We start from the raw sequence: 22567 nt of genomic DNA, 5'->3' as shown, positions 1-22567 counted from the left end.
CGGGCCCCGACCTCGCCGGCCTCGGGGCGCGGGCGCGCGGCGCGGCGCTCGTCGGGCGCGTCCGCGTGCGCCGGGCGAGGGCGGTCCGGGGGCGGGAGGTCGTGCTGGTCGACGACGTCCTGACCACGGGTGCGACCCTCGCCGCGTGCCACGCCGCGCTCGTCGCCGCCGGCGCCCGCGTGCGGGCCGCGTGCACGCTCGCCGCGACGCCGTCGCCGGACGACCCGGCGGCCGCGAGGGTCCCCCGGACGGCCGTGGCGCATGTGCGTTCCGGTGCCCGCTCGGGATAGCGTGGGGTCCTGGGAACGACGCCGCGAGGCGCCCGCCGCAGCAGTCGAGCGGTGGTGCGTGCGCGCGGAGGAGGTGATGCCGCCCGTGCCCCCGTCGTGGGGCCGCAGACGTACTCGTCCGGGCGGGCGGCGCCCGCCCCCGACCTCTCAGGAGGCCCACATGGAGATCGTGGTTGCAGGCCGGCACACCGAGGTGACGACGCGGTACCGCGAGCACCTCGCGAACAAGCTCGCCAAGATCGAGCAGCTGGCCCCCCGCGCGCAGCGCGTCGACGTGCTCGTCTCGCACGAGGCGAGCCACAAGCAGTCGGGCAGCAGCGAGAAGGTCGAGCTCACGGTGATCGACAAGGGGCCCGTGATCCGGGCGGAGGCGTGCGCGGACGACGCGTACGCGGCCCTGGACATCGCGATGGGGCGCCTGCTCGAGCGGCTGCGGCGCGCGCGCGACCGGCGCAAGGACCACCGCAACCACACTCCGCTGACGCCCGTCGACGTGCGTCCGCCGAGCCCCCCGCAGGAGGAGGCGGACGCCGCACCCGAGCCCGGGCCGGACGGCGTCGTCGAGACGCCGCTCGGCGACTCGCCGGTGCTGATCCGCGAGAAGGTCCACCGGGCCGAGCCGATGACGGTCGACGACGCGCTGTACGAGATGGAGCTCGTCGGGCACGACTTCTTCCTGTTCGTCGACGCCGAGACCGCGCAGCCGTCGGTGGCCTACCGCCGGCGCGGCTGGAGCTACGGGGTGATCAAGCTCGACGTGCCGGTCGCCACGACGCAGGCCGCCGCGGGCTGACGCGGGCTGCGCCGCGCGACGTGCGGGGACGGTCGCCGACCGTCCCCGCACGTGCGCCCGGCCCGGTGTCGGTGGTGACCGGCAGGATCCGCGCATGACCCGCGTGCCACCGACCGAGCGGCTCACGCCCGCGCAGGCCCGCCGGGCCGTGCTGCGCGCGTCGGGGCTGCACCGCCGCCGCCCCGAGCGCCCGACGCCCGCCGGCACGCGCGCGCTCCAGCAGGTCGTCGACCGGCTGGGGCTGCTGCAGATCGACTCGGTCAACGTGCTCGCGCGCGCGCACCTGATGCCGGTCTACGCGCGGGTCGGCCCGTGGGACGTCACGGCGCTCGACCGCGCGACGTCGCGCCCGCCGCGCCGGCTGGTCGAGACGTGGGCGCACGAGGCCTCGTTCGTGCCGCCCGCGACGTTCCGGGACCTGGCGTTCAAGCACGCCGCGAACCGTGCGCGCGTCGAGCGCCGCGGCGACGCCCTGCACGGCGTCCCCATCGCAGACGCGCCCGAGGTCGCGCGCGTCCGCGCGGTGATCGACGAGCGCGGGCCCCTGACCGCGCGCGAGGTGCAGGCCGTGCTCGGCGGCGACGGCCGCCGCGCGCAGGCGTGGGGCTGGGCGTGGACCGACGCCAAGCGCGCCCTCGAGCACCTGTTCCTCGTCGGCGAGCTCACCAGCGCCGGACGCAACGCGCAGTTCGAGCGGCGCTACGACCGTCCCGACCGCGTGCTCCCGCCCGACGTGCTCGCGGCGCCCCCGGTCGACGAGCCCACCGCGCGCCGACGGCTGGTCGAGCAGGCGGCGCGCGCGCACGGCGTCGCGAGCGTGCGCTGCCTCGCGGACCACTGGCGCACGGCGCTCGCCCCGACGCACGCGGTGGTCGCCGAGCTGGTCGACGACGGCACGCTCGTCCCGGTCGAGGTGGCGGGCTGGCGTGGGCCGCTGTACCGCCACCGCGACGCGACGGTCCCGCGACGTGCCGAGGGCCGCACGCTGCTGAGCCCGTTCGACCCCCTCGTCTGGGAGCGCACGCGCACCGAGTCGCTGTTCGGCCTGCGGTACCGCATCGAGATCTACACGCCGGCGCACGCGCGCGTGTGGGGCTACTACGTGCTGCCGTTCCTGCTGGGGGACCGGCTCGTCGCGCTCGTCGACCTCAAGGCCGACCGGCGTGACGGCGTGCTGCGCGTCCACGCCGCCCACCGTGCGCCCGGCCCGGCGGGCGACGTGGCCGCCGGTGCGCCCGCCGACGGCGAGGTCGCGCACGAGCTCGCCGCCGAGCTGTGGTCGGTCGTGCGGTGGCTCGGGCTCGACGACGTGCGCACGGGCCCGGACGCGGCGGGCGACCTCGTCGCACCCCTCGCCGGCGCGCTCCGGCCGACCGCGCCCTGAGGGACGCTCACGCAGGTCGCGCGGCTCGCCTACGATGGTCGGGCCCCGGCCGAGCGGTCGGGTGACATGCGCCGCCCCGATGCCGCGAGCGGACGGGCGCCAACGACGTCGGGAGAGTTGCGTGACGGCGATCCTCGAGAAGGTCCTCCGGCTGGGCGAGGGGCGGATCCTCAAGAAGCTGTCCGGCATCGCCGCCCAGGTCAACGCGCTGGAGGACAGCTTCCTGTCGCTGTCCGACGCCGAGCTGCGCGAGGAGACCGACCGGTTCCGCGCCCGGCTCGCCGACGGCGAGAAGCTCGACGACCTGCTGCCCGAGGCGTTCGCCGCGGTGCGCGAGGCGTCGCGCCGCACGCTCGGGCAGCGGCACTTCGACGTCCAGCTCATGGGCGGCGCCGCGCTGCACCTCGGCAACATCGCCGAGATGAAGACCGGTGAGGGCAAGACCCTCGTCGCGACCGCGCCCGCCTACCTCAACGCGCTGACCGGCAAGGGCGTGCACGTCGTCACGGTCAACGACTACCTCGCCGGCTACCAGGCCGACCTCATGGGGCGGGTCTACCGCTTCCTCGGGCTGACGACCGGCACGATCCTGTCGAACCTCACGCCGGCGCAGCGCCGCGAGCAGTACGCCGCGGACATCACGTACGGCACGAACAACGAGTTCGGCTTCGACTACCTGCGCGACAACATGGCGTGGAGCGTCGACGACCTCGTGCAGCGCGGCCACCACTTCGCGATCGTCGACGAGGTCGACTCGATCCTCATCGACGAGGCCCGCACGCCGCTCATCATCTCGGGCCCGGCGTCGGGCGACGCGAACCGCTGGTACGGCGAGTTCGCGAAGGTCGTGCGCCGCCTCGAGCGCGAGCGCGACTACGAGGTCGACGAGAAGAAGCGCACGGTCGGCGTGCTCGAGCCGGGCATCGCGCGCGTCGAGGACTACCTCGGCATCGACAACCTCTACGAGTCGCTCAACACGCCGCTCATCGGGTTCCTCAACAACGCGATCAAGGCCAAGGAGCTGTTCCGCCGCGACAAGGACTACGTCGTCCTCAACGGCGAGGTGCTCATCGTCGACGAGCACACGGGCCGCATCCTGCCCGGCCGTCGCTACAACGAGGGCATGCACCAGGCCATCGAGGCGAAGGAGGGCGTCGCCATCAAGGCCGAGAACCAGACGCTCGCCACGATCACGCTGCAGAACTACTTCCGCCTCTACAGCAAGCTCGGCGGCATGACCGGTACCGCCGAGACCGAGGCGGCCGAGTTCCAGGGCACCTACAAGCTCGGCGTCGTCCCGATCCCCACCAACCGGGACATGGTCCGCATCGACCAGAAGGACCTCGTCTACAAGAGCGAGGAGGGCAAGTTCGACGCGGTCGTCGCCGACATCGTCGAGCGGCACGCCAAGGGCCAGCCCGTCCTCGTCGGCACGACGAGCGTCGAGAAGTCCGAGCTGCTGTCCGCCAAGCTCAAGAAGCAGGGCGTGCCGCACGAGGTCCTCAACGCCAAGCAGCACGCGCGGGAGGCCGCGATCGTCGCGCAGGCCGGCCGCAAGGGCGCCGTCACGGTCGCCACGAACATGGCCGGTCGAGGCACCGACATCATGCTCGGCGGCAACGCCGAGTTCACCGCGATCGCGGAGATGGCGCAGCGCGGTCTCGACCCCGCCGAGAACGCGGAGGAGTACGAGGCCGCGTGGCCCGAGGTGCTCGAGAAGGCGAAGGCGTCGGTCGCGGCCGAGCACGAGGAGGTCACCGAGCTCGGCGGCCTGTACGTGCTGGGCACCGAGCGCCACGAGTCGCGCCGCATCGACAACCAGCTGCGCGGCCGCTCGGGCCGTCAGGGCGACCCCGGCGAGTCGCGGTTCTACCTGTCGATGCAGGACGACCTCATGCGCCTGTTCAACTCCGGGCTGGCCGAGTCGATGATGACGCGCGCGGGCTTCCCCGAGGACATGCCGCTCGAGTCGAAGATCGTGACGCGGGGCATCCAGTCCGCGCAGTCGCAGGTCGAGGCGCGCAACTTCGAGATCCGCAAGAACGTCCTCAAGTACGACGACGTCATGTCCCGCCAGCGCGAGGTCATCTACGACCAGCGGCGGCGCGTGCTCGAGGGGGAGGACCTGCAGGAGCAGGTCGCGCACTTCCGCACCGACGTGCTGACGGACTACGTGCAGCTCGCGACCGCCGAGGGGCGCCCCGAGGACTGGGACCTCGAGGCGCTGTGGACGTCGCTGCGGGGCGTGTTCCCGATCACGATCACGCCCGAGGAGGTCGTCGAGCAGGCCGGCGGCGAGACGCGCCTGTCGTCCGAGCTCATCCTGCGTGAGGTGCTCTCGGACGCGGAGCACGCGTACGCCGAGCGCGAGGCCCAGCTGGGCGAGGCGAACATGCGCCAGCTCGAGCGGCGCGTCGTGCTGTCGGTCCTCGACCGCAAGTGGCGCGAGCACCTCTACGAGATGGACTACCTCAAGGAGGGCATCGGGCTGCGGGCCATGGCGCAGCGCGACCCGCTGGTCGAGTACCAGCGCGAGGGCTTCCAGCTGTTCAACGCGATGACCGACGCCATCAAGGAGGAGTCGGTCCAGTACCTCTACAACCTCGAGGTGCAGGTCCAGGAGCCCACGGACGCCGCGGCGCCGGGTGCGCCGGTCGTCAGCGCCGACTCGGCCGCGCTCGCGGCGGGTTCTGCGGGTGCCGCGGCGGCCGCGCAGCGGCCCGCCCCGGCGGACGCGGGCGAGGGGCGACTGGTCGCCAAGGGGCTCGACGGCCCGGCCGAGCGGACGCCGCTGCAGTACACGGCCCCGTCGGCCGACGGTGACGGCGCGGTCGTCACGAGCGGCGAGGACGGCGCCCCCGCCCGCAGCGCCGCCTCGGGCGACGGCAACCGCGCGGACCGTCGCAAGAAGGCCAAGGGCCAGCGCAAGCGCTGACCACGTGACGACGCCCGCCGCGGGGAGACCCGCGGCGGGCGTCGTCGTGCTCGGGCGGGTCAGCCGATGTCGAGCGTCGTGACGCGCCACGTCCCGCGGTGCGCCTCGATCCGCAGCGCCACGGCGCGGACGCGGACGCCGTCGTCGACCACGAGGCACGCCTCGGCCGCGTGCGGGTCGACCGCGCACACGCGCACCCGGCGAGCCGCCGGCTGGCGCGCGTGGGTCAGCACGCCGGTGCGGCGCACGAGGTCGGCGCGCCGCTGCAGCGAGTCCAGCACGCCCGGCGCGACCCATCGCGCGAGCTGGGCCGCCGGGCGCCGCCCGAGCGCCGCCTCCACGCATGCGATGCCCACCCCGTGCGCGAACCGCCGTGGGTCGGTCGTGGGAGGCGCGCCCCTGTCGTCCTCGTCGACCACCAGCGAGCGGTCCACGACCGAGAGTCGCCGGACGCGCTCGGTCAGGGTCGGCGGCGGCTCGGCCCGTGGTGCCGCACGCACGGCGGGGGGCTCGGGCGCCGGGACCAGGCGCAGGCGGGGTCGAGACCCGTGGGCGGCGCCGGGTGCGTCGGGCGGCGGTCCTGCCCGGTGGGCGACGGTCACGTCCGGGGCGGGCGCGACCAGGTGCGCGGCCCGCGCGGTGTCCCGTGCGGCGAAGACGGCCTCGAGCGGCGTCGGGAGGTCGTCGTGCGAGAGCTCGCTCATCGGGCGGCCCCCTCGAGCGGGCCGGGGGCGCGCAGCACCTGGCCGGGACGCAGGACGTCGGGGTCCGGCCCGATCGTGGCCTCGTTGGCGCGGTACCAGCGCGGCCACTCCGCGGCGATCTGCGCGTCCGTGGCGCCGGGCCCGAGCTGACGTGCCGCGACGGCCCAGAGGCTGTCACCGACGGCCACGACGACCGTCCCCTCCGTGTCGTGCTCGAAGGTAGTGAGCGTTGACGGGTCCCCGGGCGAGGCGCCGGACGGCCCGTCCGACGCCTCCGTGGCGCTGGGCGCCGCGTCACGCGCGTTCCCGGCCACGGCGGCCGGTGCGTCGGAGCGAGCCTCGTCGGGGTCGTCGTGCGTGGCGGTGCGGCCGTGCGCGGGGGACGCGTCGTCGCCGTCCGCGCGCTTCGCGGGCGCCGGAGGGGACGGCGTGCGCCCCTGCGTGGCGTCGTGGGTCCGTGAAGGCGCACCGACGGTGCCCGGTGCGTCCGTGGGTGCCCACCCCAGGTCGACGACGGTCGTGACGGCGGCGGCCGGGGGAGCGGCGTCGGTGGTCGCGTGCGCGCCGGTGGCGGCTCCGAGCCCGACGCCCGCGGCCACGGCGAGCGCGAGCGAACGGCGCACGAGCCCGGGCGCCCAGCGCTGCACCACGCGCTCGCCGGAGCGCCAGACGCCACCCGTCGCCCGCGCGAGCGCGCAGACGGCGGCGGCCAGCGCGGAGGCCCCCACCCACGCCGCGGCGGCCGCCCCGGCCGTCACCACGCCCGGGCCCACGAACGACTCGACCCGCCACAGGCGCGTGCTCGTGACCTGGTCGAGCGACCACCACGCGAGGAGCAGCGCGACGGCGAGCGCGGCCGTCCCTGTCAGCAGGAGGGTCGTCGCCGCGACGACCGGACGGCGGGCGCCCGATCGGGTGGGTGTCGTCGTCGTCTCCACGTGGCATCTCCCCTGATGATGTCGTTTGATGTCGTTTGATGAAGCTAGGTGCCGTTAGGTGTAGTCCATGCGGGGGGATATGTCCAGTAAGGTCCGGCGCGTGACGAGCGACCACCCGGTGCGGCAGCCCCTCCCAGGTCGCTGGGAGCAGCTGTTCGCCGACCTCGAGGCGCAGCTCGCGGCCGGCCGCGAGCAGGACGCCCGCTGGGACGTCGCCGAGCTCACGCGTGCCGAGCGGTCACGGGTCCGGCTGGTCGACCGCCTGCGCGCCTCGGTGGGGAGCCGGGTGCGCGTCGTGACCGGGGGCGGTGACGCCGTCGACGGCCTCCTCGTCGAGGCCGCGGACGAGTGGCTGCTCGTCGACCTCGGGGTCGGGCGGCGCGCCGTCGTGCCCACGGCGGCCGTCCGCGTCGTCGAGGGCGTGGGTGCCCACGTCGCCCCGCCCGCGACGCGGACCGCGTCAGCCCTGGGGCTCGGCCACGTGCTGCGGGCGCTGGCGCGCGACCGCGTCGTCGCGTCGGTCCGCACCGAGGCGGCCACCCTCGTCGGCCGCCTCGAGAGGGTCGGTGCGGACCACGTCGACGTCGCGCTCGAGGCGCCCGCCTCGCGCGTCGCCGTGGTGCCGTTCGGCGCGGTGCTGGCGGTCGTCTCGCGATGAGGCCGCACGGGCGCGCGGGCTCGGCCGGGGGGACCGCGCGACGACGGCCCGGGGAGGCAGCCTCCGAGCGCGTGAACGGGTCAGACGGCGCCGTCGGAGGTCGCGCCGTGCGCGTTGCGTGCGCGCGTCTCGGCGTACATGCGCTCGATGTACCGCTCGAGCTCGGACGCCTCGACGCGCCACTGCATGCGGCCGCCGATCTGGATCGCGGGCAGCTCGCCCGACCGCACGAGCGCGTACGCCTGCGGCGCCGAGACGTTGAGGATCTCGGACACGTCGGCGAGCGTGAGGAACCGCGGTGCCATGGCGGCAGTCTCGCACGGGCACGCGCCGATCGGCAGTCGTCCACAGGCCTGGCCTCCGCATCCCCGGGCGCCGCGCCGACGCGCCACACTCGACCCTCATCCGCCGCTCCTCGCCGTCCGTGCCCGGGCGCCGAGGGCGCGGGTGCGCCACCCGTTCGACCCGACCGACCAGGAGCCGCCGTGGACACCTCCGTGCTCGACCTGCCCACCCCCGTCGCCGCGCGCGTCCGCCGGCCGGGCTGGCGCGACCCGCGCCTGCTCGTGGGGATCGCGCTCATCGCGGGATCGGTCGCGCTGGGCAGCTGGGTCGTGACCGACGCCCAGCGCACCGTGCCGGTGTACGTCGCCCGCGACGCGCTCGTGCCGGGCGCCGCGCTGACGGCCGACGCGATGGTCGTCGCGGACGTCCGGCTCGGCGACGACGTGGAGGCCTACCTGCGTGCCGACCGCCCGCTGCCGCCCGACGCGGTGCTGCTGCGCACCGTCGGCGGCGGCGAGCTCGTGCCGTCGGCCGCGGTCGGCGCGGCCGCCGAGCTCGACGTGCGCGCCGTGCCCGTGCCGCTCACGGGGCCGGCGCCCAGCGGGCTGGTCGCCGGTGGGCGGGTCGACCTGTGGTGGACGCCGGCCGACGTCGCGGAGACGGGCAGGGCGGCGCCCGAGCAGCTCGCAGACGGCCTGACGGTCGCCGAGCTCAGCACGTCGGACGGCGCGTTCGCCGCCGGCGGGGCACGGACCGTGCACGTCCTCGTGCCGCGCTCCGAGCTCTCGACCGTCCTGGGCGCGCTGGCCGGCGAGGGCACCGTCGGCGTCGTGCCGGTGCCGGGGGCCTGACGTGGGCGTCGGGGTGCTGTGCGCGGTGCAGGGGGCCGCGGAGACGGCGATCGTGCAGGCCGTCGAGGGATCGGGCGGGCTGCTGTCCGTCACGCGGCGCTGCGCCGACCTCACCGAGCTGCTCGCGGCCGCCGAGGCCGGGCTCGGCGGTCTCGCGGTGGTGTCGGGCGACCTCGACCGGCTCGACCGTGAGGCGGTCGCGGTGCTGCACCGCTGCGGCGTGCGCGTCGTCGGCCTGGGCGACCCGGCGCGGCCCTGGCTGGCCGAGCGGCTCGCGGCGCACGGCGCCGACGTCGTCGTCGACGTCGCGGCCGACGACGACGGCGCCGACGTCGTGAGCCGTGCGCTCGGGGTGCTGGGGGACGGCCCGCCCGTGGTCGCCGAGCCCGTGCCCGTCGCGGCGACGCGCCGCGGTGCGACCGTCGCGGTGTGGGGGCCCACCGGCGCGCCCGGGCGGACGTTCGTCGCGGTGAACCTGGCCGCCGAGATCGCGGCGCTGGGGCGCGCCACGCTCCTCGTCGACGCCGACACGTACGGCGGGGTCGTGGGGCAGGTGCTCGGCGTCCTCGACGAGGCGCCCGGGCTCGCGGCGGCGGCGCGCGCCGCCGGCCAGGGCGCGCTCGACCTGCCGACGCTGGCGCGGCTCGCGCCCGTCGTGCTGCCCGACCTGCGCCTGCTGTCGGGCATCGCCCGGGCCGACCGGTGGCCCGAGCTGCCCGGCAGCTCGCTCGAGGTCGTCCTCGGCCAGGCACGTGGTCTCGCCGACCTGACGGTGGTCGACACCGGGTTCTGCCTCGAGCAGGACGAGGTGCTCAGCTACGACACGCGTGCACCCGCGCGCAACGCGGCCACGCTCACGGCGCTCGAGCAGGCGGACCTCGTCGTCGTGGTCGGCGCGGCCGACCCGGTCGGCGTCCAGCGCCTCGTGCGGGCGCTCGGGGACGCGGCCGACGCCGGGCTCGCCACGACGCGCCGCGTCGTCGTCAACCGCGTGCGCCCGACGGTGGCCGGTGCGCGACCGGGGGAGGCCGTGGCGGCGGCGCTCGCGCGGTACGCCGGTGTGCAGGACGTCGTGCTCGTGCCCGAGGACCGTGCCGCGGTCGACGCCGCGATGCTCGAGGGGCGAGCGCTGCGCGAGGTGGCGCCCGGGTCGCCCGCGCGGCGCAGCGTCGCGGCGCTCGCGGCCGAGGTCGTCGCGGGGCTGACGGTCGACGCGCCGGAGGTGCGCGTCCCCGTCGCCTGACGCCGCGCGGCGGCACACTGGTCCCGTGCGCGTCTACCTGCCCGTGACCCTCGACGAGCTGCAGCACGGGTCGCCCGTGCTCCTGACCCCGCGCGTCGCGCACGCCGTGACGCCGCAGCTGCGCGCGACGTGGCCCGACGAGGACGAGGAAGGGTGGGAGTACGCCGCGCAGGCGGGCGCGGCCGACGACTCCCTCGTGCGTGTCGCCGGCAGCCCGGACGCGCCGCCGCTGCGCGTGGTCGTGGCCGCCGACGTGCCCGACGCCGCGGTGCGCGCCCTGACCGATCCTCCGGTGCCGTCGGCGGTCGAGCTGACGGCGGCCGTGGACCTTGCGGCGGTCGTCAGCGTGCACGTCGACGAGCCCGAGGCCGCCGCCGACGTGCGGGCCGTCGTGGACGGCGACGAGGCGGCGATCGAGCGGCTCGAGGAACGCGACCTGCTCTGGTACGACGTCTCCGAGGTCGCCGACATCCCGTCGGTGTGACGTGCGTCGCGGCCCGGTGACGGACGGTCCCGTGACGTGATCCGCACCACCCCGGGCCGGTTGGACCGCACGCCCTCGGCTCGGGTAATGTTCACGGCCGGTGCGAGGCCGCGAGGCGCGCACCGCAGGAGCCGTGGTTTCCCCGTCGGGGCAGGTCACAGCCCTTGGGGTATGGTGTAATTGGCAGCACGACTGATTCTGGTTCAGTTAGTCTAGGTTCGAGTCCTGGTACCCCAGCGTTTGCACGGAGAGCTTCGGCTCTTCGTGCTGCACGAGCGCGTCCATCCTGGTGGTGGGTCCGTGGGCCACGGCGAGTTTCGACTCGGCGAGGTCATCGGGTAGAGTGCTCACTCGGCACACGGCCTTCGGGACGTGAGCAAGGCCCCCGTTGTGTAGCGGCCTAGCACGCCGCCCTCTCACGGCGGTAGCGCCGGTTCGAATCCGGTCGGGGGTACGGTCGAAGGCCCGGTCACCACAGGTGACCGGGCCTTCTCCGTGTCCGCTTCACTGCGTGCCGGGTGCTGCGCGCCCTCGGGGCGTCGTGTCCCGTGACGTCGCACCCCGGGGCGTGCCTCTCCCGCGGGGTGCGACGCGTCGTGTCCCACGTCCGGGCCGCCCGAGGACGGACCGGCCCCGCCGAGGGCGCTCCGACCGTGGTCGGGACGCCCGCGACGGGGCCGGTTGCGACGTGCTCAGTCGGCGGTGCGCCGGAGCACCTCGGTGAGGCGGTTGGCGGCCGAGACGACCGCGGCGGCGTGGAGCCGGCCCGGCTGGCGCGACAGGCGCTCGAGCGGACCCGACACGGACACGGCGGCGACGACGCGCCCCGACGGGCCGCGCACGGGCGCCGAGACCGACGCGACGCCCACCTCGCGCTCCGACACCGACTGCGCCCAGCCGCGGCGGCGGACGCCCGACAGGATCGTCGCGGTGAACTTGGCGCCCTGCAGGCCGCGGTGCAGCCGGTCGGGCTCCTCCCACGCGAGCAGGACCTGCGCGGCCGACCCGGCCTGCATCGTGAGCGTCGCGCCCACGGGGATCGAGTCGCGCAGCCCGATCGGCCGCTCGGCGGCGGCGACGCAGATGCGCTGGTCGCCCTGGCGGCGGTAGAGCTGCGCGCTCTCGCCCGTGTGGTCGCGCAGGAGCGTGAGCACGGGGCCCGCGGCCGCGAGCAGCCGGTCCTCGCCCGCGGCGGTCGCGAGCTCGGAGAGACGGGGCCCGAGCACGAACCGACCCTGCAGGTCGCGGGCGACCAGGCGGTGGTGCTCGAGCGCGACGGCCAGCCGGTGGGCCGTCGGGCGGGCAAGATGGGTGGCGGCGACCAGCTGTGCGAGGGTCGCGGGTCCGGCCTCCAGAGCGCTCAGCACCGACGCGGCCTTGTCCAGGACGCCGACTCCGCTAGAGTTGTCCATAGGTCGATATTGGCGTCTCGCAGGCTGAGATGCAAGCCGGAGGGCGACACACCCCCCCGGCGACGAGGTCGACAGCCACACCGGGAGGCCCCCGCCCCGGACGAGAGGAAACGAACTGACATGGCCCGCACGCTCGCGGAGAAGGTCTGGGACGCGCACGTCGTGCGGCGCGGCACGGACGGCGCACCCGACCTGCTGTACATCGACCTGCACCTCGTGCACGAGGTCACGAGCCCGCAGGCGTTCGAGGGTCTGCGGCTCGCGGGTCGTCCCGTGCGGCGCCCCGACCTCACGCTCGCGACCGAGGACCACAACACGCCCACGCTCGACATCGACCGGCCCATCGCCGACGCGACGAGCCGCACGCAGATCGAGACGCTGCGCGCCAACGCCGCCGAGTTCGGCGTGCGCATCCACTCGCTCGGCGACGCGGACCAGGGCATCGTGCACCAGGTCGGCCCGCAGCTCGGGCTCACGCAGCCCGGCCTCACGGTCGTCTGCGGCGACTCCCACACGTCGACGCACGGCGCGTTCGGCGCGCTCGCGTTCGGCATCGGCACGTCCGAGGTCGAGCACGTGCTCGCGACGCAGACGCTGCCGCTCGCGCCGTTCAAGACCATGGCGATCACCGTGAACGGCGCGCTGCCCATCGGCGCGACGGCCAAGGACATCATCCTCGCCGTCATCGCGAAGATCGGGACCGGTGGCGGGCAGGGGTACGTCCTGGAGTACCGCGGCGAGGCGATCCGCAGCCTGTCGATGGAGGGCCGCATGACGGTCTGCAACATGTCCATCGAGGCCGGTGCGCGCGCGGGCATGATCGCGCCCGACGAGACCACGTTCGAGTACCTCCAGGGCCGCCCGCACGCGCCCGAGGGCGCCGACTGGGACGCCGCGGTCGAGTACTGGCGCACGCTGCGCACCGACGACGACGCGCAGTTCGACGCCGAGGTCGTGCTCGAGGCCGCCGACCTCGAGCCGTTTGTCACGTGGGGCACCAACCCCGGCCAGGGCCTGCCGCTGTCGGGACGCGTGCCCGTGCCCGAGGAGATCGCCGACGCCAACGAGCGCGTCGCCGCCGAGCGCGCGATCGAGTACATGGGCCTGACGCCCGGGCAGCCGCTGCGTGACATCAAGGTCGACACGGTCTTCATCGGCTCGTGCACCAACGGGCGCATCGAGGACCTGCGGGCCGTCGCCAAGCTTGTCAAGGACCGCACCAAGCACGAGGACGTCCGCGTGCTGGTCGTGCCCGCGTCGGCGCGCGTGCGGCTGCAGGCCGAGGCCGAGGGGCTCGACAAGATCTTCCTCGACTTCGGTGCCGAGTGGCGCAACGCCGGCTGCTCGATGTGCCTGGGCATGAACCCCGACCAGCTCGCACCGGGGGAGCGCTCGGCGTCGACGTCGAACCGCAACTTCGAGGGCCGGCAGGGCAAGGGCGGGCGCACGCACCTCGTGTCGCCGCTCGTCGCGGCCGCCACCGCGATCCGCGGCACGCTGTCCTCGGTCGCCGACCTCGGCGACGACGTGCCCGTGCCCGACGGCAGCCCGCTGGCGCCCGACGCCACGCTGCAGACCGTCTGACGCCCCCGCGACCCCCCGACAGGCAGGCTCATCATGGAGAAGTTCACCCAGCACACCGGGGTCGGCGTCCCGCTGCGCCGCAGCAACGTCGACACCGACCAGATCATCCCGGCCGTCTACCTCAAGCGCGTCACGCGCACGGGGTTCGAGGACGCGCTGTTCGCGGCGTGGCGCGGCGACCCGGAGTTCATCCTCAACCAGGACGCCTACCGGTCGGCGTCGGTCCTCGTGGCCGGCCCCGACTTCGGCACCGGCTCGTCGCGCGAGCACGCCGTGTGGGCGCTCAAGGACTACGGCTTCCGCGTCGTGATCTCCTCGCGGTTCGCGGACATCTTCCGCGGCAACTCGGGCAAGCAGGGGCTCCTCGCGGCGCAGGTCGCGCAGGAGGACGTCGAGCTGCTGTGGAAGGTCCTCGAGACGCGTCCGGGCACCGAGGTGACGGTCGACCTCGACGCGCGGACGGTCACGTGCGACGACGTCGTCGTGCCGTTCCAGGTGGACGACTACACGCGTTGGCGCCTCATGGAGGGCCTCGACGACATCGGCCTGACGCTGCAGCACGCCGACGAGATCACGCAGTTCGAGCAGCGCCGCGAGGCGTGGCGCCCGGCGACCCTGCCGGCCAAGCACCTGCCGCCGGTGCCGGTGCGTCCCGCGCGCCCGGTCGTGCCGCTCGGCCTGGGTCCCACGCAGACGACCTGACACGGCCCCCGGGGCCGCGTGACCAGCGGCCCGACCCCTCGGCGGGCGCACGGACGACCGTGCGCCCGCCGAGGTGCGATGTGAGGGTTCTGGGTGGACGCTGGACGCGAGGGGGCGCGATGGCGTCGCCACGCCCGCGCGTGAGGGACGATGTGCACATGACCGACCTGCTGTACGTCGACGGCGGCAACCCGCTGCGCGGTGAGATCACCGTCCGGGGCGCCAAGAACTTCGTCTCCAAGGCGATGGTCGCCGCGCTCCTCGGCGAGACGCCGAGCGAGCTGCGCAACGTCCCCCAGATCCGTGACGTCGCCGTGGTCTCCGGGCTGCTGCGCCTGCACGGCGTGAGCGTCGACATCGACGACGACGCCGGCACGCTGCGGCTCGACCCGACGGACGTCGAGTCCGCGCACGTCGCGGACATCGACGCGCACGCCGGCTCGAGCCGCATCCCGATCCTGTTCTGCGGCCCGCTGCTGCACCGGCTCGGCGAGGCGTTCATCCCCGACCTCGGCGGCTGCCGGATCGGCGACCGGCCGATCAACTACCACCTCGACATCCTGCGGCAGTTCGGCGCGGTCGTGGACAAGACGCACAACGGCATCCACATCCGTGCCCCGCACCGCCTGCAGGGCACCAAGATCGCCCTGCCGTACCCGAGCGTCGGGGCGACCGAGCAGCTGCTGCTCACCGCCGTGCGTGCCGAGGGCATCACCGAGCTGTCCAACGCGGCCATCGAGCCCGAGATCATGGACCTCATCAACGTCCTGCAGAAGATGGGCGCGATCATCTCGGTCGCGACCGACCGCGTGATCCGCATCGAGGGCGTCGACCGGCTCGTCGGGTTCCAGCACACCGCGCTGTCCGACCGCATCGAGGCCGCGTCGTGGGCCGCGGCCGCGCTCGCGACCGGCGGCGACGTCTACGTGCGCGGTGCGACGCAGCCCGAGATGACGACGTTCCTCAACACGTTCCGCAAGGTCGGCGGCGAGTTCACGATCGACGACGAGGGCATCCGGTTCTTCCACCCCGGCGGCGACCTCAACTCGATCCAGCTCGAGACCGACGTGCACCCGGGTTTCATGACCGACTGGCAGCAGCCGCTCGTCGTCGCGCTCACGCAGGCGCGCGGGCTGTCGATCGTCCACGAGACCGTGTACGAGAACCGCTTCGGGTTCGTCGACGCGCTGCGCGGCATGGGCGCGACCATCCAGGTCTACAAGGAGTGCCTGGGCGGGCGGCCGTGCCGGTTCGGGCAGCGCAACTTCTACCACTCGGCCGTCATCTCGGGCCCGACGCCGCTGTCCGCGGCCGACATCGAGGTGCCGGACCTGCGCGGCGGCTTCAGCCACCTCATCGCCGCGCTCGCGGCCAAGGGCCAGTCCGCGGTGCGCGGCATCAGCCTCATCGACCGCGGCTACGAGCACTTCACCGAGAAGCTCGACGCGCTCGGCGCGCAGTTCAGCCGGGAGGCCGACGTCCGCCGCTGACGGACGCCCGTCCGGGGCGCGGCGGCACGCGGCTACCATCGGTTCCCGTGCCGTCGCCGTCGCGCTCCAACCGCGCCTACCGCAACGTCGCCCGTGTCGTGCGCACGTTCCTGTTCGCGACGACCCGACCCGACTGGCACGGTGCCGAGCACCTGCCCGTCGAGGGCGGGTTCGTCGCGGCCGCGAACCACATGACCGAGGTCGACCCGCTGACGTTCGCCCACTACCTGTGGGACAACGGCCACGTGCCGCGCGTGCTCGCCAAGGCGTCGCTGTTCTCGGTGCCCGTGGTCGGCCCGGTCCTGCGCGCGACGGGCCAGATCCCGGTGCACCGTGACACGGCCGCGGCGGGCGACTCGCTGCGGTCCGCGGTCACGGCCCTCGAGGCGGGCGAGTGCGTCGCGGTCTTCCCCGAGGGCACGCTCACGCGCGACCCCGACCTGTGGCCCATGAAGGCGCGCACGGGTGCCGCGCGGCTCGCGCTCACGACGCGCGTCCCGCTGGTCCCGGTCGCCCAGTGGGGGCCGCAGGACCTGCTGCCGCGCTACGGCAAGCTGCTGCGCCCGTTCCCGCGCAAGAAGGTCACGGTCGTCGCCGGGCCGCCCGTCGACCTGTCGGACCTGTACGACCGCCCCCAGGACGCCGCGACGCTGCGCGAGGCCACCGAGCGCCTCATGGCGGCGATCACGACGATGCTCGCCGACATCCGCGGCGAGGAGCCGCCCGCCGAGCGGCACGACATGCACCGGCGGCCCGCTCCGGGCGGCGGCGCGCACGACGAGGGGAGTGCGGCGTGACGCCGCCGGCCGCACCCCTGCGGGCCGCCGTGCTCGGCTCCGGCAGCTGGGGCACGACCTTCGCCGCCGTGCTCGCCGACGCGGGCTGCGCGGTCACGGTGTGGGGCCGCGACGCCGCGACCGTCGAGGAGATCACGCACGAGCACCGCAACTCGCGGTACCTGCCGGGTGTCGAGCTCCCCGCGGGCGTGTCCGCGACCACGGACCCGCGCGCCGCGGTCGCCGGCGCGGACGTCGTCGCGGTCGCCGTGCCGTCGCAGCGGGCGCGCGACGTGCTCGCGCCGCTCGCCGACGCGCTGCCCGACGCCGCGGTGGTCGTGTCGCTCATGAAGGGCGTCGAGCTCGACACCGACCAGCGCATGAGCCAGGTCGTCGCGCAGAGCCTCACGATCGACCCCGCCCGCGTGGCCGTGCTGTCGGGGCCCAACCTCGCGCGCGAGATCGCGCTGCGCCAGCCGACGGCGACGGTCGTCGCCTCGACGAGCGCCGACACCGCGCAGCTCGTGGCGCGCGCGTGCGCGTCGTCGTACTTCCGGCCGTACACCAACCCCGACGTCGTGGGCGTCGAGCTGTGCGGCGCCGTGAAGAACGTCATCGCGCTCGCGGTCGGCATCTCGCAGGGCCGCGGCATGGGCTACAACACGATGGCCACGGTCATCACGCGCGGGCTCGTGGAGATCACGCGGCTCGGCCTGGCGCTCGGTGCCGACGCCGAGACCTTCCCGGGCCTCGCGGGCATGGGCGACCTCATGGCGACGTGCGCGTCGCCCGACTCGCGCAACCACACGCTCGGCGTGCACATCGGCCGTGGCATGTCCCTCGACGACGCGGTCGTCGCGACCGGCGGCACCGCCGAGGGCGTGAAGTCGTGCCGGTCGGTGCTCGAGCTCGCGACGTCGCTGGGCGTCGAGATGCCCATCACGTCGGCGGTCGTGCAGGTGCTGCACCAGGGCCTGCCGGTCGACGAGCTCGCCGGGCTGCTGCTGGCGCGCCCGCACCGGGCCGAGGGCGTCTAGCGGCCGGCCGACGGCCGCTCGGCAGGGCGCGCCCGGGCCGTCCGGCCGGGAGGCTCAGCCGGCCGACGGCACCGCCGCCGCGAGCGCGGCGTCGAGGTCGCGCCACAGGTCCTCGACGTCCTCGACGCCGACCGACAGCCGCACGAGGTCCTCGGGCACGGTGGGCGACTCGGTCGCGAAGCGGCGACGGCGCTCGAGCGTCGACTCGACGCCGCCGAGGCTCGTCGCGGGCACCCACAGCGCCACGGCCGCGACGAGCGCGTCGGCCGCCGCGGCGCCGCCCGCGGGGCGCAGCCCGATGATCGCGCCGAAGCCGTCCATCTGCGCGGCCGCGCGCGCGTGGCCCGGGTCGCCGGGCAGGCCCGGGTAGCGGACCTCGGCGACTCCCGGGTGCGCGGCCAGCCGGCGCGCGAGCTCGCCCGCGTTCGCCTGCGCGCGCTCGACGCGCAGCGCGAGCGTCCGCAGCCCGCGCAGCGCGAGCCACACCTCGAACGGTCCGGCGATCGCGCCGTGCGTCGTGCGGTGCGCGACCAGGCGTGCGTGCAGCGCGGGGTCGTCCGTCACCGTGGCGCCGAGCACGACGTCCGAGTGGCCCGCGAGGTACTTGGTCACGGAGTGCACGACGACGTCGGCGCCGAGCGCGAGCGGACGCTGCACGAGCGGCGTCGCGAACGTGCTGTCGACCACGACGAGCGCACCGACGTCGTGCGCCGCCGCGACCAGCGCCGCGACGTCGGCGACCTCGAGCATCGGGTTGGTCGGCGACTCGAGCCAGAGCAGCGCCGCGGGCGCGTCGTCGCCGGTGCCGCGGACGGCCGCCACGACGGCGTCGGTGTCGGCGACGTCGACCGCGTCGACGCGCAGCAGGCCCCGCTCGGCCTGCTCGCGCAGCAGCACGAGCGTCACCTGGTACGCGTGCCGCGGCACGACGACGCGACCGCCGAGCGGCACGAGCGACAGCGCGGCGTCGATCGCCGCCATGCCCGACGCGAACACCGTGGCCGGCGGCCCGTCGGTGCGGCGGCCGGTCGCGACGTGGTCGATGCGCTCGAGCGCCGCGAGCGCCTCCTCGAACGGCTCCCACGCCGGCGTGCCGATGCGGCCGTAGAGGTGCTCGCCCGCGGTCGGGGCGCCCTGCGACACGAACGTCGAGGTCAGCACCACGGGCGGGTTGAGCGCGCCGCCGGGCGCGCGCGGCGGGCGCCCCGCGCTCACCGCGAGCGTGCGCGGCGACACGTCGGACGCGTGCGGGGCGGGGGACTGGTCCGGGGAGGCGGGCGCCGGGGTGGTCACCCGGGCAGGTTACGTGAGGCCGCCGCGGCGCCGCGCCGCCGGTCCGCGTGCGCACGGTCGGCCGGGACCACCACCGCCCCGGCGTCGGGAGGGTGACGAACCGGACGTGCGCCGTGCCGGGCCGAGCCCGGCGCGGGCGGTAGGGTCGGTCCGCGATGGACGCCACCAGCACCCCCCTCAGCGACGACGCCCGCCCCGGCGCGACCGACCCGCGTCGGCCCCGCGTCATGGTGCTCTTCGGCGGCCGGTCCGGCGAGCACGCGATCAGCTGCGCCACCGCCGGCGGCGTGCTGCGCGCGATCGACCGCGACCGCTACGACGTGCTCGCGGTCGGCATCACGCGTCGCGGCGAGTGGGTCCTCGCGGACGACGACCCGGACCGGTGGGCGATCCGCGACGGGCACCTGCCCGAGGTCGAGGACACCGCGACGCGCGTGCTGCTGCCGCAGGGCACGGCCGAGCGCGACGTCCAGGTGCTGCACGAGGGCCAGCTCGGTGCGCCGCTCGGCGCGGTCGACGTCGTGTTCCCGCTGCTGCACGGGCCGTTCGGCGAGGACGGCACGCTGCAGGGCATGCTCGAGCTGGCCGACGTCCGCTACGTCGGCTCGGGCGTGCTCGCGTCGGCGGTCGGCATGGACAAGCACATGATGAAGCTCGTCCTCGCGGGCTCCGGCCTGCGGGTCGGTGCGTTCCGCGTGGTCCCGGCGGGTCCGGCCCCCGATCCGGCGGTGCTCGACACGATCGTCGCGGACCTCGGGCTGCCGCTGTTCGTCAAGCCCGCGCGCGCCGGCTCGAGCCTCGGCATCACGCGCGTCGCCGACGCGGCGGACCTGCCCGCGGCGATCGCCGCGGCCCGCGAGCACGACCCCAAGGTCGTCGTCGAGGCCGCCGTCGTCGGGCGAGAGGTCGAGTGCGGCGTGCTCGGGGGACGCGGCGGCGCGGCACCGCGCGCGTCGCTGCCGGGCGAGATCGTCGTCGCCGAGGCGAGCCACACGTTCTACGACTTCGCCGCCAAGTACCTCGACCAGACCGGCGTCACGCTCGCGTGCCCCGCCGACCTGCCCGCCGACGTCGTCGCGCGCGTGCAGGACGCCGCGGTGCGTGCGTTCGAGGCGGTCGGGTGCGAGGGCATCGCGCGCGTCGACGTGTTCGTGACGGACGACGGCGAGGTCGTCGTCAACGAGATCAACACGATGCCCGGGTTCACGCCGTACTCGATGTACCCGCGCATGTGGCAGGCCAGCGGGGTGGACTACCCGGAGCTCGTCGACGAGCTGCTCGCGCTCGCGCTCGAGCGGCCCACCGGGCTGCGCTGAGCCGCACGGCCGCGCACGCCCGGCGTCCGCCGGTCCGGCGGGGTCGCGTCAGAGGCACTGCCGCAGCTGCTCGGTGCGGGCGACCGCCGGGCCCAGCGCGTCGACGAACGACGTCGACCGGGACTCGGCCACGGCGCCGGGCACCAGCAGCTGCACCGCGGGCTCGCGCCCGTAGGTCGTGAACGTCCAGTCGCCGTCGTCCTCGACGATCACCCAGTCGATCGTCGGCCCGTTCGGCGTGGTCACCGACTCGCACCGCTCGGTCGTGGGGCCGAGGGGCTCGACGCCGCAGCGCAGCACGACCGCGTCGCGCGGCTCGCCCCACGCGGTCGTCGCCTGCGCGTCGGTCGCGACGCGGTCGAGGCCGTCGCCGAGGGAGTCGGGGGTCGCCAGCACGACCGCCGCGCACACGGGGTCGGTCGCGTACGGCGCGGCCGTCACGGGCACGGTGGGCGCGCAGGCCGCGAGGAGCAGGAGGGCGCCGGTCGTGGCGGCCGCGGGGACGACGGGACGCGGGAGCACGCCGCCACGGTACCCGCCCGGGTGAGGTGCACCGTCGGCACCGGCACCCGCCCCGGTGCACCCGGTGCGCCGCGGACGGTCTAGCGTGGGCGCGTGCCCGCCGAGAGTCCCGTCGTCGCCGACCTGACCGAGCAGGACCTGCTCGACCGGATCTTCCCGCACCTGCCCGTCGGGTCGCGCACGCTCGTGCCGCCGGGCGACGACGCCGCGGTCGTCACCGCGCCGGACGGCCGGTTCGTCGTCACGTGCGACGTGCTCGTCGAGGACGTGCACTTCCGTCGGCGCTGGTCGACCGGGCAGGACGTGGGGCGTCGCGCGGCGATGCAGAACCTCGCGGACGTCGTCGCGATGGGCGCACGACCCGTCGCGCTCGTCGTCGGTCTCGTCACGCCCGGTGCGACGCCCGTGTCCTGGGTCGAGGGCCTCGCGCGCGGCCTCGGCGACGCGTGCCGGCCGCTCGACGTCGGCGTGGTGGGCGGCGACCTGTCGTCCGGGCCCGTCGTGATGGTGTCGATCACCGCGCACGGCGACCTCGAGGGCCGCGCGGCCGTGCGGCGCAGCGGGGCCCGCGCCGGCGACGTCGTGGCGTACGCGGGACGGTGCGGGTGGTCGGCCGCGGGCCTTGCGCTGCTCACGGCGGAGCGACCCGACGTCGACCCCGGGCTCGTCGCCGACCACCGGTCGCCCGAGCCCGTGCTCGCGGCGGGCCCCGACGCCGCGCGCGCGGGCGCGACCGCGATGATGGACGTGTCGGACGGTCTCCTGCGCGACGGCCGACGGCTCGCGCGGGCCAGCGGGGTCACGCTCGACCTCGACGACGTACGCGTCGCCTTCGCTGCGGACGCCCGACGGCTGGCCGCGGCGGCCGACGCGCTCGGCGCGGACGTCGCCGAGTGGCTGCTGACGGGCGGCGAGGACCACGGCCTGCTCGCGACGTTCCCGGCGGGCGTGCCGTTGCCGGAGCCGTTCCGACGCATCGGCGTGGTGTCGACGCGCTCGGCGGACCTCGTCCGCGTCGGGGGCGAGCCGCCACGCGCCGCGGGGTCCGGCTGGGACCACTTCCGCGACCGAGGTCAGCCGCGGCGGTAGCGCACCTCGAGCAGGTCGACGCCGCCCCGGTTCTCCAGGCGCTCGACCCCGTCGGGCGTGAACCCGTGCCGCCGGTAGAAGTGCCGGGCGCGCGCGTTGTCGGCGAGCACCCACAGCGACACCGGCGTGCCGTCGCCGAGCTCCGACAGCACGGTGCGCATGAGGTCCCGGGCCACGCCGTGGCCCCACGTCCCCGGGTCGAGGTAGATCGAGTAGATCTCGCGCTCGCCGCGGCGCGCGTCCTCGTCGCGCGCGGGACCGTACGACGCGAAGCCCAGCAGCCGGGGCCCCGCCTCGGCGACGATCGTGCGGACGTGGTCGGCCGGGCCCTGCGCGAGCAGCTGCGCCCAGCGCTGCGCACGCTGCGCCGGGTCGAGCGCGCGCAGGTAGTCGTCGGGCACGATGCCCGCGTAGGCCTCCTGCCAGGAGCGGACGTGCACGCCCGCGATGCCGGCGGCGTCGTCGGTGGTCGCCGGGCGGATGGTCACCTCGTCGATCTGCTCGACCATGCGTCCACCCTGCCACACGGCCCCGCGCGCTTGAAGGGGTCGTGCCGATCCGGACGTGCCGGGCACGCGTCGCGGCCGCGGGACGGTCAGGGGCCGTCCGACAGCGCGACGAGGAGCGCCGCGACCGCGTCCGGACGGTCGCACATGAGCAGGTGGCCCGCGCGGCGCACCGCGACCGTGCGGGCGCCCGTCCGGGTCGCGAGGCGCCCGTCGGCCCGGCGCTCGCGCGCGGCGCCGCGCACCGGCACCGCGAGCACGACCTCCGCGCGCGG

23 protein-coding genes and 2 tRNA genes are annotated in these 22567 nt (G+C 75.6%); 17 read left to right on the top strand and 8 right to left on the bottom strand.

The genetic code is table 11. The annotated features are described in order from the left end of the window. The first annotated feature begins 65 nt into the window (after positions 1-65). The 4 genes from CS2_RS13220 (at position 66) to secA (ending at position 5402) form a co-directional block, all read left to right on the top strand. Positions 66-290 carry a phosphoribosyltransferase family protein gene (locus CS2_RS13220; RefSeq protein ID WP_082740217.1) on the top strand — a complete coding sequence of 75 codons (225 nt, stop codon included), beginning with the start codon at positions 66-68 and terminating at the stop codon, positions 288-290. A 160-nt stretch (positions 291-450) separates the two neighbouring features. Then, positions 451-1083, top strand: a complete 633-nt coding sequence (hpf, locus tag CS2_RS13215) for a ribosome hibernation-promoting factor, HPF/YfiA family (RefSeq protein ID WP_046528745.1) — start codon at positions 451-453, stop codon at positions 1081-1083. A 94-nt stretch (positions 1084-1177) separates the two neighbouring features. Continuing rightward, entirely contained in the window at positions 1178-2467 is a 1290-nt protein-coding gene (locus CS2_RS13210) for a winged helix-turn-helix domain-containing protein (RefSeq protein ID WP_070320346.1), read from the top strand. 121 nt (positions 2468-2588) lie between these two features. Then, positions 2589-5402 (top strand): preprotein translocase subunit SecA, encoded by a 2814-nt coding sequence (gene secA, locus CS2_RS13205; protein ID WP_070320345.1) that lies wholly within the window; start codon positions 2589-2591, stop codon positions 5400-5402. A gap of 59 nt (positions 5403-5461) precedes the next feature. Here the strand turns inward: secA and CS2_RS13200 are convergent, their stop codons facing one another. After that, a complete protein-coding gene (locus CS2_RS13200) occupies positions 5462-6106 on the bottom strand; it encodes an Rv3235 family protein (protein ID WP_070320344.1) in 645 nt (214 codons plus the stop codon). Next, positions 6103-7044: a LysM peptidoglycan-binding domain-containing protein gene (locus CS2_RS13195; RefSeq protein ID WP_070320343.1), complete on the bottom strand. Its 942-nt coding sequence runs from the start codon at positions 7042-7044 to the stop codon at positions 6103-6105. The genes CS2_RS13200 and CS2_RS13195 overlap by 4 nt, the downstream gene beginning before the upstream one ends. 100 nt (positions 7045-7144) lie before the next feature. Here CS2_RS13195 and CS2_RS18870 point away from each other — a divergent pair, with 100 nt between their 5' ends. Next, positions 7145-7702, top strand: coding sequence for a hypothetical protein (locus CS2_RS18870; protein ID WP_233421187.1), 558 nt, complete (start codon positions 7145-7147; stop codon positions 7700-7702). An 80-nt stretch (positions 7703-7782) separates the two neighbouring features. Here CS2_RS18870 and CS2_RS13185 read toward each other — a convergent pair whose 3' ends face one another. Further along, entirely contained in the window at positions 7783-8007 is a 225-nt protein-coding gene (locus tag CS2_RS13185; RefSeq protein WP_046528740.1) for a helix-turn-helix domain-containing protein, read from the bottom strand. Positions 8008-8187: 180 nt separating this feature from the next. On the opposite strand from CS2_RS13185, the gene CS2_RS13180 reads away from it, so the two are divergent. The 5 genes from CS2_RS13180 (at position 8188) to CS2_RS13160 (ending at position 11019) form a co-directional block, all read left to right on the top strand. After that, entirely contained in the window at positions 8188-8838 is a 651-nt protein-coding gene (locus tag CS2_RS13180; protein ID WP_070320341.1) for a hypothetical protein, read from the top strand. A 25-nt stretch (positions 8839-8863) separates the two neighbouring features. Then, positions 8864-10081, top strand: a complete 1218-nt coding sequence (locus tag CS2_RS13175) for a CpaE/TadZ family protein (RefSeq protein WP_233421186.1) — start codon at positions 8864-8866, stop codon at positions 10079-10081. 25 nt (positions 10082-10106) lie between these two features. Next, positions 10107-10565: a DUF6912 family protein gene (locus tag CS2_RS13170; protein WP_070320339.1), complete on the top strand. Its 459-nt coding sequence runs from the start codon at positions 10107-10109 to the stop codon at positions 10563-10565. A gap of 165 nt (positions 10566-10730) precedes the next feature. Beyond that, positions 10731-10802 (top strand) — tRNA-Gln (locus CS2_RS13165). Between the two features lie 144 nt (positions 10803-10946). Continuing rightward, positions 10947-11019 (top strand) — tRNA-Glu (locus tag CS2_RS13160). 238 nt (positions 11020-11257) lie between these two features. On the opposite strand, the gene CS2_RS13155 is transcribed toward CS2_RS13160, so the two are convergent. Next, positions 11258-11977: an IclR family transcriptional regulator gene (locus CS2_RS13155; protein ID WP_013117541.1), complete on the bottom strand. Its 720-nt coding sequence runs from the start codon at positions 11975-11977 to the stop codon at positions 11258-11260. Between the two features lie 120 nt (positions 11978-12097). On the opposite strand from CS2_RS13155, the gene leuC reads away from it, so the two are divergent. From leuC to CS2_RS13130, 5 genes are all read left to right on the top strand, one after another. After that, complete coding sequence (leuC, locus tag CS2_RS13150) at positions 12098-13561, top strand: 3-isopropylmalate dehydratase large subunit (protein ID WP_046528736.1); 1464 nt, start codon at positions 12098-12100, stop codon at positions 13559-13561. A 33-nt stretch (positions 13562-13594) separates the two neighbouring features. Continuing rightward, a complete protein-coding gene (leuD, locus tag CS2_RS13145; RefSeq protein ID WP_070320338.1) occupies positions 13595-14263 on the top strand; it encodes a 3-isopropylmalate dehydratase small subunit in 669 nt (222 codons plus the stop codon). A 158-nt stretch (positions 14264-14421) separates the two neighbouring features. Continuing rightward, the gene (murA, locus tag CS2_RS13140; RefSeq protein WP_046528734.1) at positions 14422-15753 is read left to right on the top strand and encodes a UDP-N-acetylglucosamine 1-carboxyvinyltransferase; all 1332 of its coding nucleotides are present in this window, start codon (positions 14422-14424) and stop codon (positions 15751-15753) included. Positions 15754-15800: 47 nt separating this feature from the next. Next, positions 15801-16550 carry a lysophospholipid acyltransferase family protein gene (locus CS2_RS13135; RefSeq protein ID WP_070320337.1) on the top strand — a complete coding sequence of 250 codons (750 nt, stop codon included), beginning with the start codon at positions 15801-15803 and terminating at the stop codon, positions 16548-16550. Next, entirely contained in the window at positions 16547-17566 is a 1020-nt protein-coding gene (locus CS2_RS13130) for an NAD(P)H-dependent glycerol-3-phosphate dehydrogenase (protein ID WP_233421185.1), read from the top strand. Before CS2_RS13135 ends, CS2_RS13130 begins: the two co-directional genes overlap by 4 nt. 54 nt (positions 17567-17620) lie before the next feature. On the opposite strand, the gene CS2_RS13125 is transcribed toward CS2_RS13130, so the two are convergent. Beyond that, a complete protein-coding gene (locus CS2_RS13125; protein WP_233421183.1) occupies positions 17621-18859 on the bottom strand; it encodes a trans-sulfuration enzyme family protein in 1239 nt (412 codons plus the stop codon). 155 nt (positions 18860-19014) lie between these two features. Here CS2_RS13125 and CS2_RS13120 point away from each other — a divergent pair, with 155 nt between their 5' ends. After that, the gene (locus CS2_RS13120; RefSeq protein ID WP_070320336.1) at positions 19015-20175 is read left to right on the top strand and encodes a D-alanine--D-alanine ligase family protein; all 1161 of its coding nucleotides are present in this window, start codon (positions 19015-19017) and stop codon (positions 20173-20175) included. A gap of 48 nt (positions 20176-20223) precedes the next feature. Here CS2_RS13120 and CS2_RS13115 read toward each other — a convergent pair whose 3' ends face one another. Beyond that, positions 20224-20697 carry a DUF3515 family protein gene (locus CS2_RS13115; protein WP_070320335.1) on the bottom strand — a complete coding sequence of 158 codons (474 nt, stop codon included), beginning with the start codon at positions 20695-20697 and terminating at the stop codon, positions 20224-20226. Between the two features lie 93 nt (positions 20698-20790). Between CS2_RS13115 and CS2_RS13110 the strand changes: the two genes are divergently transcribed. After that, positions 20791-21786: a thiamine-phosphate kinase gene (locus CS2_RS13110; protein WP_070320334.1), complete on the top strand. Its 996-nt coding sequence runs from the start codon at positions 20791-20793 to the stop codon at positions 21784-21786. Here CS2_RS13110 and CS2_RS13105 read toward each other — a convergent pair. Both CS2_RS13105 and CS2_RS19090 read right to left on the bottom strand, forming a co-directional pair. Further along, on the bottom strand, positions 21771-22295 hold the full coding sequence (locus CS2_RS13105) for a GNAT family N-acetyltransferase (RefSeq protein ID WP_046528728.1): 525 nt from the start codon (positions 22293-22295) through the stop codon (positions 21771-21773). The genes CS2_RS13110 and CS2_RS13105 overlap by 16 nt on opposite strands. 86 nt (positions 22296-22381) lie before the next feature. Next, the coding region (locus tag CS2_RS19090; RefSeq protein ID WP_217997390.1) for a hypothetical protein at positions 22382-22567 on the bottom strand (186 nt) is incomplete at its 5' end.

Origin of the sequence: Cellulomonas iranensis NBRC 101100 = JCM 18110, from assembly GCF_001552375.1 — a bacterium.
Taxonomy (GTDB): domain Bacteria; phylum Actinomycetota; class Actinomycetes; order Actinomycetales; family Cellulomonadaceae; genus Cellulomonas; species Cellulomonas iranensis.
The sequence above is the reverse complement of the archived record's forward strand: the minus strand, read 5'-3'. Positions and strand labels throughout refer to the sequence as shown.

Bases quoted from the DNA above. Each gene is read 5' to 3' on its own strand.
- hpf (WP_046528745.1), top strand. From the start codon at position 451: ATGGAGATCGTGGTTGCAGGCCGGCACACCGAGGTGACGACGCGGTAC.
- CS2_RS13210 (WP_070320346.1), top strand. From the start codon at position 1,178: ATGACCCGCGTGCCACCGACCGAGCGGCTCACGCCCGCGCAGGCCCGC.
- CS2_RS13200 (WP_070320344.1), bottom strand. From the start codon at position 6,106: ATGAGCGAGCTCTCGCACGACGACCTCCCGACGCCGCTCGAGGCCGTC.
- CS2_RS13185 (WP_046528740.1), bottom strand. From the start codon at position 8,007: ATGGCACCGCGGTTCCTCACGCTCGCCGACGTGTCCGAGATCCTCAAC.
- CS2_RS13155 (WP_013117541.1), bottom strand. From the start codon at position 11,977: ATGGACAACTCTAGCGGAGTCGGCGTCCTGGACAAGGCCGCGTCGGTG.
- leuC (WP_046528736.1), top strand. From the start codon at position 12,098: ATGGCCCGCACGCTCGCGGAGAAGGTCTGGGACGCGCACGTCGTGCGG.
- leuD (WP_070320338.1), top strand. From the start codon at position 13,595: ATGGAGAAGTTCACCCAGCACACCGGGGTCGGCGTCCCGCTGCGCCGC.
- murA (WP_046528734.1), top strand. From the start codon at position 14,422: ATGACCGACCTGCTGTACGTCGACGGCGGCAACCCGCTGCGCGGTGAG.
- CS2_RS13120 (WP_070320336.1), top strand. From the start codon at position 19,015: ATGGACGCCACCAGCACCCCCCTCAGCGACGACGCCCGCCCCGGCGCG.
- CS2_RS13105 (WP_046528728.1), bottom strand. From the start codon at position 22,295: ATGGTCGAGCAGATCGACGAGGTGACCATCCGCCCGGCGACCACCGAC.